A 12,047-nucleotide genomic window follows, 5' to 3' on the forward strand; every position below is an offset into this window, starting at 1 on the left:
GCTTTTCCAAACAATATAAAGTATGAAAAATCTAGAATTAATCCAACGAGTTTTCTTTAACTAAAAATCAAATATCAAACATATTACAAGTTTTGATTCAGTTGAATTGGTAACTCCACTTGCATTCGTAGAATTAAATCACAGAGATAAATAAGCCGTAAAATTGACTCAACATTGATTTTAGACTCGGCTAAAAGTGATGTGATTTGCTTTGCAAGTATGTTCATTCCTGCATCTAATGCCAACTGACGTTGTTGTTGCAATGTTTCGATCTGTGATGAACTCAGCATCATACGCCCAGAGCAACTCAGACTAAGTAATACATCAAAAATTGGTTCACACACTTTTTGACTTAAACTCATTTGAATAGATGAAAATTTTGCTCTCTGTTGTTGTTTCATCATTAAGAGTTGTTCAATCCGTCCAACGATACTTTCTTTCAAAGTCTTTTTTGATTCAGTGAATTGATCAAAATCTAGGTTAAACAAGCGAGTTTTTTCATTTTGCGTGATCAATAAACTAATTGGCGATAACACCAAGGTATGCCCTTTAATCTGGCAATATACAAAAACAGAGTTGATTTGAGTTTTTTGATTACACAAGCGTTCAAGCTGACGAATTTTTTCTATTTCTGACGTTTTCCAATCTAAACGTAAATGTATCGCTGATTGATTCTGATCATAGACCGTCCACCACAAACATTGCTCAATTTCATCAACTTGAGGATTGTCATAGCTAGAAATATTAAGCATTACTGTTTGATCAACACCTTCAATACTTTGTAATTGTTGCTGCCAACGTTGCTGTAGTTTGTGCCAATTATCAAATCCGATGTGTTGATAAATACTAAAATCCTGAAGATCTTTTAAGCTATTAAGTGGTAAGGCTCGACTTTGTCCTGAAGCAGATAAACGATCATCCTCAGAAAATCGTGGCTGTTGTAATCGTACTTTTTTTTGCATAAGTTGTTGAGCTGTCATCATCCAAATGCTTTGCTGAGACCATGCATTATAACGATTAAAGTTCGGATCATTATTTTCAGTACGCGCTAGTGTCACCTCAAAAATTTGAGGGTTTTCTTGCTCTGAGAAATATAAAGTTATTCCTCTAGCACCACCCAATGTTCGCCACCAACGTGCACCTAAAGGTAAAAGCTCTAAATCTATTTGTTCTTGATCTACTTCATATTGACGACGTGACTTCCCTCTTAAGCGAACTAAAGCCTCACCCTCAGTATGTTCTAACTGGTAAAGATACGCATTGATTTGAGCTAAATATAATAATGTTTCGTGTTCAGAACTATGTTCGTCACGATTTAAAAGTCTACTGACCTGACCACTCAGCTGCCTTAACATTGCAGCCAAACGAGGTAACGACTCACTTCTAGCAGACATATTCAGTAGATGTAATTGTCGTGCAGTCATTTCATTTACATGCGATAAACCAAACTCAATCAACTGAGCAAGATCATCTTTTAATTCAATAATAAATTGACCTTCACTCTCACTCAGAACTGCGGGATTCTCTGTCTCATTGAATTCCAACTCAGTCCAGAATTTTCCTTGCAGTCGCTGTACTTCACTTAAAGCAGCTAGATAATATGCTGACTGATCCTTTTCTAAATTTGACAGCATTCCAGCAAAACCAGCCCCTGCCACATAAATAATGTCTTCAGCCAGACTCTTGATACGAATTTTTAAACTGTATTCTTCTTCAAATAATTCTGTTTGTTGTTCTTTTTGCCAAAGCCGAGCGAGTTTGATGGCTTTTTGAGTTTGAGCTTTACCTATTTTCTTGGCGATTTGGTTGAGATCAACTCTCAATATTTCTTCGATCAGATTGGCTTGGAAATTATTTTCAAGTTGTTCAACCAATTCAACAGTCGTACTTTGAATATCCTCAGCTGAGTCTGTTGTTAGATTTTCGATTGGTTGCTGAACTGAATTTTGTAAATGTTGTTGCAGATATAAAACGGCTGCGACAATGTGCTTACAAGCACCTGTTGCAGGGCAACTACATGATGCATTGACTAAACCTGCCGATGATAAACCAACCTGTTGACCATCACTCTCAATGGTGATGTGTTCAGATTGCTCCGTTTGTAAAATAACCTTTCCTGCCTCAATATCTTTTAAGGCACGGCGAACCAAACCAGTATTTGCATAAGTAGCAAGACTGTCTTGATCATAAGCCAAATATTGGTGTTGCCAGCTCATTGCATCACCTCCGCCATCCATTCAGCAAAATGTTCAGGGGTTAGCGCTGCAACAGACATGCCCCTCTCATTCAGCCTCTGTGCCATTTGAATATCATAGACAGGGTTAGCTTGTTCATCTAAAGCAGCTAAGCCCAATAACTTTACGTGTTGACTTTGCAAGCGACTAATCGCATTGAGTAAATGTGCTACAGAACCACCTTCTTCAAAATCACTGATTAACGTAAAAATCGTGCGATTTGGTTGTGTGATAAAACGTTCGCAATAATTCACCGCTTTGGCAATGTCTGTGCCACCACCAAGCTGAACAGTCAATAGCACTTCAACGGGGTCATGTGCCATATGAGATAAATCAACAATATTGGTATCAAATAATACGAGATGTACTTTTACAGCAGGTAAACTTGCGAGGATGCTTGCACAAATCGCACTGTACATAACAGAGTTCATCATTGAACCACTTTGGTCCACGCACAACACGACAGTCCAAGGTAAATGACGTTGTACCCTCGCATTGAAGAATGGTTGTTGAATAATAAGCTTATTTAAATCAGCGTTATAGTGTTTTAGATTTTCCCGAATCGTTCGTCGCCAGTCAAAGTTCTGACTATTTGCGATCAAAGAACGGCGAAAACGATTGCGTCGACCATGAATCGTATTGATAAAGTTAGGTTTTAATCGTGCAACGATTTGCTCTACTACGGTTTGAATAATCTCTCGGACAGCATCTCGAGTTTGCGCATTCATTCGCCCACGCATCGTCAATAAGGCTTTAGCAAGTTGAGGTGTAGGTTCTAAACTTTTTAAGCTTTGCGGATCTTTGAGTAATGCATCTAATTGGTAGCGTTCAACTGCTTGAGTTTGAATACGTTCAAAAGTACTTTGCGGAAATAATTTTCGCGCTTGATTGAGCCAATTAATTGCAGTGAGCTGTGAGTCATCTAATGAGCCATGACGAGACTCCCCTGCAACATGACCACGTTGTTCATACTCACGGTTGTATAAATAATCGAGAGTACGTTCCAAACGTAATTGTTCTGCATCAAGCTGTACCTGATCCAAAGCTCGATCACTATAGCGCCCCAAAATCAAGCGCCAACGTGCTGCAAGGTTATTAGAGTTTGAATCATTCATTATACTAACCAACCTTGTAAATTTCGCTCGATCAAAAATTCTTGTAGTTGTTGATTTAATTGAACACCTTGTAGCATTTCAGCTTGTGAAACCTCACTGATATATTGAGAGATATCCAAACTTGAAACTTCATTCAGCTGCGCAATCTGCTCAGCAAAAGCCGCTGTTTCCTTCGGTTTAAAATGAGTAAATGCTTGGCGTAAATCAGGCAGAATCGCCACAAAGGCAGCCTCGTCCCATTTTAATAACAGTTGATTCAGTAGTTGTGCCATTGCAGGATAACGCAATAATAATTCAGGTGCGCTTTGCATCATTCCAGATAGATAAGCAACTGCATGTTCAGGGTTAGCACCTAAACCAAAATGTCGCTGAACTGATTGCTGTAAATCCTGTTCAGTCAAATCACCATCAATAAAACGTAAGGCGTCAACCGCACCCGCTAACACATCTAGCTTTTGCCAGTCCGTATTTAATCGTGCTAAAGCATTATAAAATTGTGCTAGGAAATTTAGCTCACCACCCACTACACGATTTATCTGCTTAGACAAATTGCGTAATTGCAAAACTCGATTCAGAATTTGCTGTTGTTGGTCTGCTGGTGGCGTTGCCAACTGAGACAGTAAAAATAATGCTGTGGGAATGACTTGCTGCATCAGTGCTTTAAGTTCAGGTTGTTGCTGAAAAGCTAAGAAATCTTTGCCTGTCCATAAATTTAATAATTTTTGTCCACATTGAATCACCGAATCCAAATCAGGATCAGTGGGTAAGAATTGTTGAACTTCAGCAAACAGAATTGGAATTTGTTTGTGCAATCCCATCAATGCTGCTCGAATTAAAAGCTGTACTGCAAGATGTGATGACCGTCCTTGTCCTGCCTGAGAAAAAGTCTGTTTGATATACAAGAGTTTTTGTACTGCAACAGTATTTAACTCACTTCCTAACTCTGATAATTCAATCAACTGAGCTTCAACATGTGGTGTCCATGCATAATCCCATTCTTCAAATAATAAATGTAAGCGCCCACCACCTAATAAATCTGGGCCGCTCACTGACTTGGCAAATCCCACTTGCAAGAAATCAAGTAAATGTAGAAAACGACTGCGCAAACGATGTTTTTGATTACGAAAGACATCCAGTTTTGCGCGTTTGGTCGTCGTTTCATCCAATTTAAAACGATGAACTTTTGCTAAGTCATAGACTTGAGCTAACAATGGTGGGGTCTGTGTGGATTGCACCACTTGTCCAAGACGCGCACCACCCAAAATTTGCTTCAATAGGCTTTGAAATGCTTGTTGTCCCTCATCTAAACTGCCTTTGACAAAACTACTTTGACAGGCATCAATCAAATCAAAACGACTAATTAAATGATGTTCTCTTAGAGCCGCTAATCTAATCGCCTGTTCAGTTGCATTTTTAACCGTAATAAAACTACTTTCCAAAATCTGCTGTTCGCGTAATTGCGTAGAAAAATCAGACAGTAACTCAACGATCAAGGCTTGTCGCTGTTCAGCAGCATCAAAGGATTTCTCCATCATATGTTGCCAGCAACGTTGATAAAATGCAGGTGATGGCATACCAGAAGCATAACCATTTAAAGCATCAAGACGATCAAAACTATAACGAATCAACCACGCTTGGTCATCCTGATCGGCTGACTTTATTTTTTTAATTTTCTTAGGTTTCTCAACCAATAAATGTGCTGCCAATTGCTCAATTAAGGCCAAGGTGTGAAAACCACCTGTAAGGATACAGATTGTGCCTTTTTTATTTGCATAGCATTCTAAGATGCTTTGCAGCATGCATTGTTCTCGGATTAAAGAAGCATCGGCTTCTAAAACGCTATCCTCATAATCTAAACGAGACATAGCACACCAAACGAGCACCTCATGGAAAAAGCTTTGCCAATCATGCATCTCCAGCTTTGGCTTTAACTCAAATAAGTGATCCCAAAGTTCATCATGATTTCGACAGTGCAACTTCTGTGCTAGGGTTTGTAAATACTGACTATGAGCCAAATAGCGCTCTTGCTGTAAGCTTCGACTTTGCCAAGTTTGTTTGGTGATCGTCTTTAATTCATGATCAATCTGACTTGTCCATGCTAAATCAATAAACTCAACCTCAGCATTAATTTCTGGCGCATATCGCAGCGCAACCCATTCAGGTGAATAATCGCAAAATGGATAATAAGCAGTACGCGTTTGTTTCTGTTCCGTCTTTTCATCATCAGCAGCATTATTATTTGCTTCGATGATTTCGGTTTGACACAGTACAGCTAGTGGTGGCTGACTATCTGGATGCTGTAAATCTGCAATTAAACGATTAAATGAACGTGGTGCTTCAATCAATATGTGTTTAGGCTGTAATTGCTGCAACGATTGTAAAGCAGCATAAGCACACGCTGGGCTATGATGGCGAATAGGTAAAAAATGAATACCCTTATCTGCCAAAGCCTTTTGCTGTTGTATTGCTTGTTGTAAGCGTTGTGGTATCGTCATATTCTTTATTTCAATAAATTTTCACTTTTTATATAAACTACATACAACATCTGATACTCGGAACGTCATTCACAGCCTGTGTGGTATCTGTCAAATGTTGTTTCTGCGACTCGATTAACTAAATGTAAGAAGTCAACAGGTTCTGTGAATGACAAATGGTTTTGCCTACTTTTGTCTAAACAAAAGTAGGTCGAGCCGAAGGCTTATCCTCAAATAAGATGAGAACTCGGCACGACTCAGTTAAGACTCAAAAAATCTACTGCCAAAACGTTTTTCCAGCATCAAAAAAAGCCTTCCAAGTTACATCCTGTTTGGCACGTTCACGGGCAACATTATCCATATAAAAACGCATCCGCTTGGCATCGTCAGCATTATCTTTTAACACCACGCCAATCAACTGACGTGCAATCGCAGCACCACTCAAAGATTGATCACCTAAATAATAACCTTCTAAAGCAGCTGCATAAGCGATATTGACCGCTTCAGCAGTCGACATCACCGCATCAGGTGTTTTAATTGATGTACCGTCTTTGGTTGTGCCTTGGCGTAACTCTTGAAAAACTGTGACCAGTAGATCAACCACAGATTCAGACATTTGAATCTGATCAGATAACTCTCCTAACTCGCGTTTCAACTGAGTCAGTACAAGCTCACGTTCAAAAACAGGATCAGCAATCGGTCGTACAGTTTCAAAATTAAAACGACGTTTCAATGCCGATGACATCTCATGCACACCGCGATCTCTTAAATTGGCGGTAGCAATAATATTAAATCCTGCTTTGGCATAAACACGACCTTGATCCCCAAGCTCAGGAATCATCATGGTCTTTTCAGACATTAATGAAACTAAAACATCCTGAATTTCAGGTGGACAACGCGTGATTTCCTCGAAACGAATGATCTTGCCATGCTGCATCGCTTGGTAAACAGATGATGCAACTAAAGACTTCTCATTAGGACCTTCAGCAAGTAATAAAGCATAGTTCCATGAATATTTGAGATGATCTTCAGTCGTGCCTGCTGTTCCTTGAATGGTTAATCCTGAATCACCACTAATCGCTGCTGCTAATAATTCGGACAGCATAGATTTTGCTGTACCTGGTTCACCAACCAACATGAGACCTTGTTTGCCCAGTAAAGTCACAATCGCTCTGTCAACTAAAGCATCATCACCATAAAATTTACGGCTAATCGCTAATTTCTCATCACCGAGAATAAATTGGCGTACCGCACGTGGTGAACGTAACCAACCTTGTGGTTTAGGCGCATGGTCATGCTCACTAATTATTGCAAGTTCTTCTGCAAAACGTTGTTCAGCACTTAATTTAATAATGTCTTGTGGATTCATATCTTTACCATTTTACCAAGGTGTTTTCTTCTGCCATTCAGGATCAAAACCAGAACATGCCTCAGCAACTTTTAAATAATCAGCATAAGTTTCAGCTAATAACACTGGCGGTACATCTGCTAAATTCATTCCACTGTCACGCCAAGAACGTACATTCTTTTTCTCAAAACTGAGGTCGTACAATACAGCTGCAAGATTTTCCTCAGGCACATAACTGCCACTAAAACGAATCACCGCAGATAAACCAATTTGGCTAAATGGTTTAAAGTAACTATCAAAAGAACCACCATCTTCAATTGAAGCACGTTGATAACCAAGCTTGGTAATCACTCCACGTAAAGTAAATGTATCGGTTAACCAGCCTTTACGATCCTCAATAATTTCTGCATGTGCTTCAAAAACAGGAAGCTGGTGTGTCATCTGCTCAAATAGGAACTTCACTTTATAATCTTTAAAATGTGCTTGCCATGCTTCTGCATCTTCAGCACTGATCAAAACACCATGTGCAACTTTGATTTGGCTATCTTGTGCTAATTCAATTTCATCATCTTCAAGATTTAATAAACTGCCGTCATCACTAGGACGGAAACTTTGTAAAATAGTACCTTCTGAAGAAACTTCTAACCAAACTAAACGTTGAATCAAACGTTTCATAATTGGGTGTGTAAACAGGTATTCTTGCCAATCCGTACTGCTCCAAGCTCGCTCACTACACATCGCTTCATACAAGCGTTGTGTTTGTAGATCAATCACTTGTTTAAACTCTTTCTTACTACTGCTGAATAATGATTTAGCTTCTTTAATTAAGCCTTCGTCATCACCTTGTCGTGCAGCAGGCAAGGCTTTAATTATTTTTCCATCTTCATTTTTAAGTACGAACTTATCTTTATCGTCTACATAGGCAGTTAAGACTCGAGAACCGTACTCTAAACTCAGCACACCTACATCGTCTAAGCCTGCGGTCGGAATTGTGCGATCTGCCAATTCATCACTACTCCATTGATTGCGCTCTGCGATTTGTTCAACCAATTGTTTCGCTAGATTCTGAACAGATGCAGTGCGGTAACGACGTGACAAACTCAGAAGTAATTGAATGATCAATGGATCATCACTAATTGAAAAACTACTCAACATCGCTTCGATTTGTGCACGACGTTGGTAATGTTGCTTCATATAATCTTGCAACAATTTCACCGCAACACTACCTTGCGTTTTAAAAGTCAGTGCCAACATTCCTTTACTTTTAATTGCAGAACCTAAATAAATTGCTAAACGCTCACGTTTAATTTCTTCAACCACTTCTTCCAGTGTGATGTGTTCATAACGTCCATAATATTCCGGGTACTTTTGTCCCCAGCGTTTAAATGAATCTTGATAAGATGCTAAACGACTCGGTGCTTCTTTCGTTGCAACCTCCATCGCCTCTTCTAAAGTTGGATTACGAGTATCTTGATATATAAAGCTTTGCAGTAAATACAATGCAAGCGTTTGTTGGCTTTTATCATTTAACAGTCCCATATAACGCTGTAACAGTGCATTGGGCACAGGGTCTTTCAATTTGTCTGCTAAAACGATCCACCATTGAATAATTTGAGGATCAACTGTTGTACCATCTTGCCACTGCGCTTGAGGTAAATGCTGTAAATCAAACCAAGTAAAACTACTAGCAATCTTAGCTTTCAAACCCTTTTCAGCATCTTTAAGCAATGCTTTTGGCGAAAGATAAATATTAATATCCTCACCTAACTGCTCTAAAGCCGTCAGAATTGCAGCAATAACAACTTCTTTTTTCTCTTTTTTTAATAAATTATAAAGCGCTGTGACCGCAGAGGGATGTTGTAAACGCGCTAACCATTCGACTGCTGTAATACGAATTTCTTGTTTACCATTTTCTAAAGCTTCAATCGCTCTTAAATGAATATCAGGGAGTTTTTTTAATACTTCCTGAGCGTCAAAACGTAAACGTTTTCCATCCCCCAAAGCAAACTCAAGTAATCGAGGAATAAACTGTTTAGGTACTTGTGGAAAACGTTGTAATAGAGCTAATGCCTTGATTGGATCATAATAGCGCCATGAATTTTGATTTTTACATGGTAGTAGCCCTAAAGCTTCAGCAATTAAATCAATGTTCTCAACAAAAAAAGGAATGACTTTTTCATCATCAGTAATTCGAGTATTTAGTTCATCACCGCTATAGTTTTCTAGGTATTCATTTGCAATACAACGTTTACTACTCTCTTCTGAAATACCGACTTGTTGCAAAACTTGGGCTAACTGACGTAACTCAATTGTTTCCCAACTCTTAGTCTCTAAAAACTGGAAAAACTGATACCAGTTGATCCAATCATTGTTTCGATGCCCTAGCACCAAACGCGCTGCATGAATCAAACTAAACTCAGGTAACTGCTGTAATTTTTTTTGATAATTGGCAATTTCTTCAATATAGGAACGATAGTTTTTTTGACCATTTAGATGACCAAGAATTAATTGCCCAACATTTTCAACTTTGTCATATGATTTGCAGAAGTCTCGGTAGTTATTCTGTCTCCAATGGCTTTTGTATCCACCTTTCTCAACAGCTTTATTATCTTCAACTTCCTGTTCTGCAGCTTGACGATATTTTTCTTTTACTGCCAAATAATTATCCTGTAGAACCTGAACAAAACTTTCAGGAATGTCTTGAGCCTCAATCACTTCAATATCAGGTAAGGTATATTCAAGCTCGACCACTTGACCCAAAGATTCGAGTCGTTGTAAAGCAGAAAGGATATTTGCCTGAACTGATTTTAATTTTTCATTTTCTGCTGCTTGCTGCAAGATTTCCCGATTTTGCTCTCCTAAACGTGCTAGCAAATCCGCGGCAAAACTACGTTGTTTGCTTTCGCCATTGATCAAGAAATTTTGCAAATGTTGCTGGCTTTGAGCATCGTTAAGATGTGTGAGTAAAACAGTCGCTTGCTCGCGAACACCTTTGCTCGAACTTAATGCGAGCATGATGATAAGTTCAGTTTGCTGTTGTAATAAGTCGTGATGCTGAGCAATAAACTCTAGGAAAATCCCCTGCGCTGCGGCAGAAAGTTTAGGTAAAGTCTCACGAATTTCTTGTGCATAATCAGTGAAGAACTGGACACTATCCGAAAGCTTAAACAAGAAATTTAATTGATCGTAGTGATAACTATTTACGCCATTACGCTCAAATAAAGTCGTAATAAACCCTTCAATATTATTTTCAGGTTCAAATAAATAAAGTTGCTTTAATGCTGTAAGTGACCAAAGATCGCGATGTGATTTTTTCTGACGATCATCAAAACTTTGATGATTAAAACTTGTTAATAATCCATCTACCAGTACATAGCTAAACCAAACTGGAGTTTGTTTAGAAAGTTGAGAATAATTACGTTGCTGAGTTGCGGCTTCTAAGAATTTTCCATAGCGAATAATTTGATCACTACTCAGTTTTGAAAAGATATTGATATATAGTTTATATCGCGCATTTTGTGAGGCTTTACATAGTTTTTCTTGTGCTTTAGTAAGCTCAGTTGATGGCCAATACCATCCATAAGTTCCAGGGCTACCTAGTAAGGCGCATACTTTATCTGTCGCTTGCTGCTGTAATGTCAATAAAACCTCTGGTTTTTGACCATTCACGATAAAGTTTAAAACTTGATTTGGTAACGTTGCCTCTACTTCAGATAAAGGTTCAACAATGGTAGTGAGTAACGCCAAACTTTCTGAATCTAGTGAGTTTTGACTCTGTGGATTGATTAATTCAGCGACTTTATTCTTAATACTTTCAAACATAAAATAACCTCTTATTTTCCCCAATTTTTTAATTACTTTTGATTTTTTGGTTTAAAAATCAATATAAGATTTCTTTTAATTCCAAGATTCTATAACAATTCATCTTCATCCAACGACTATTTTCTGATGTTTTGATTATAAAGAAATATTACTGAGAGTTAATCTCAGGATGAGGCATGTGCGACATTTATTGTCGCACCAGTTTTTTGATAAAAAAAATGGCTACTTCAAAGTAGCCATTCTGCATTTAAACTCAATTACCAAATAATATTAACTCGACGATTTGGTGCCAAACAATTTACAAGCTGATTATTGGCTTTATGACCTGCACATTGTTGATATAAATCTGTTTGGCTGTTGGCTTGAATTTGAATACGATTCACGTCAATTCCTTCATTGACCAATAGCTTTGCAACGGTGTTTGCACGTTGTGATGACAACTGTTGATTGTAAGCAAATTTGCCAAGTGGATCTGCAAATCCAGCCACAATCACAGGTCCAGTCGCGTTACTCTGTTTAATACGTTTTGCAATTGAAGTAACAGAATCACTCCCGCGCTCAATTGCATTGGCATTTGAACGATCAAAAGTAAAGAAAACACTTCCTGAACGTGCATTATTTAAGTTCGTATTTGCTGGAACTTGATTGTTTGCACCCCATGCCATCAAACCTTCACAGGCTTCACCCTTCCAAGATAAACGCTCAGAAAGTCTTTGCTTGTCAAAATCTACACGAAGTTGGCAACGTAAATAGTCTTGGCTATTTGGCTGACGAATATCTAAAACATAGTTCCAAGTTTTCACAAAGAATAAACCTTCACTGAATTGAGGATTTCCCAATAAATGACGAATTTGATCTTTGGTTAAACCTTTATCTAAGCGTGCAACATTATCATATTCATAACGTTTCACTTGTTTTAGATAGCTCTTTTCAACAGCTGGGAATTTGATTTCTTCTTGTTGTTCAGTTGCTGCTTCATCTGCATAGGCAGTAACAACTAAGCTAGATACAACCCCAAAAACTAATGCTTTTATCATATGTTTCATATTCGAAC

Annotated in this window: 6 protein-coding genes; all 6 read right to left on the minus strand. The window is 38.3% G+C overall.

Going from position 1 to position 12,047, the window contains the following annotated elements; genetic code table 11:
* Positions 1-83: 83 nt before the first annotated feature.
* Complete coding sequence (locus tag H2677_RS10710; RefSeq protein WP_212638518.1) at positions 84-2,216, minus strand: SWIM zinc finger family protein; 2,133 nt, start codon at positions 2,214-2,216, stop codon at positions 84-86.
* Positions 2,213-3,349 (minus strand): VWA domain-containing protein, encoded by a 1,137-nt coding sequence (locus H2677_RS10715; RefSeq protein WP_212638519.1) that lies wholly within the window; start codon positions 3,347-3,349, stop codon positions 2,213-2,215. Before H2677_RS10715 ends, H2677_RS10710 begins: the two co-directional genes overlap by 4 nt.
* Complete coding sequence (locus H2677_RS10720; RefSeq protein WP_212638520.1) at positions 3,349-5,844, minus strand: DUF5682 family protein; 2,496 nt, start codon at positions 5,842-5,844, stop codon at positions 3,349-3,351. The genes H2677_RS10715 and H2677_RS10720 overlap by 1 nt, the downstream gene beginning before the upstream one ends.
* Before the next feature lie 256 nt (positions 5,845-6,100).
* Positions 6,101-7,192 carry an ATP-binding protein gene (locus H2677_RS10725; protein WP_212638521.1) on the minus strand — a complete coding sequence of 364 codons (1,092 nt, stop codon included), beginning with the start codon at positions 7,190-7,192 and terminating at the stop codon, positions 6,101-6,103.
* Positions 7,193-7,204: 12 nt separating this feature from the next.
* The gene (locus tag H2677_RS10730) at positions 7,205-10,993 is read right to left on the minus strand and encodes a DUF4132 domain-containing protein (RefSeq protein ID WP_212638522.1); all 3,789 of its coding nucleotides are present in this window, start codon (positions 10,991-10,993) and stop codon (positions 7,205-7,207) included.
* Between the two features lie 257 nt (positions 10,994-11,250).
* Positions 11,251-12,039, minus strand: coding sequence for a trimeric autotransporter adhesin/peptidogylcan-associated protein TpgA (tpgA, locus tag H2677_RS10735; RefSeq protein ID WP_099948940.1), 789 nt, complete (start codon positions 12,037-12,039; stop codon positions 11,251-11,253).
* Positions 12,040-12,047 lie beyond the last annotated feature (8 nt).

It is taken from the genome of Acinetobacter junii, assembly GCF_018336855.1.
Lineage (GTDB): Bacteria > Pseudomonadota > Gammaproteobacteria > Pseudomonadales > Moraxellaceae > Acinetobacter > Acinetobacter junii.

Bases quoted from the DNA above. Each gene is read 5' to 3' on its own strand.
- H2677_RS10715 (WP_212638519.1), bottom strand. From the start codon at position 3,349: ATGAATGATTCAAACTCTAATAACCTTGCAGCACGTTGGCGCTTGATT.
- H2677_RS10730 (WP_212638522.1), bottom strand. From the start codon at position 10,993: ATGTTTGAAAGTATTAAGAATAAAGTCGCTGAATTAATCAATCCACAG.
- H2677_RS10710 (WP_212638518.1), bottom strand. From the start codon at position 2,216: ATGAGCTGGCAACACCAATATTTGGCTTATGATCAAGACAGTCTTGCT.
- tpgA (WP_099948940.1), bottom strand. From the start codon at position 12,039: ATGAAACATATGATAAAAGCATTAGTTTTTGGGGTTGTATCTAGCTTA.
- H2677_RS10725 (WP_212638521.1), bottom strand. From the start codon at position 7,192: ATGAATCCACAAGACATTATTAAATTAAGTGCTGAACAACGTTTTGCA.
- H2677_RS10720 (WP_212638520.1), bottom strand. From the start codon at position 5,844: ATGACGATACCACAACGCTTACAACAAGCAATACAACAGCAAAAGGCT.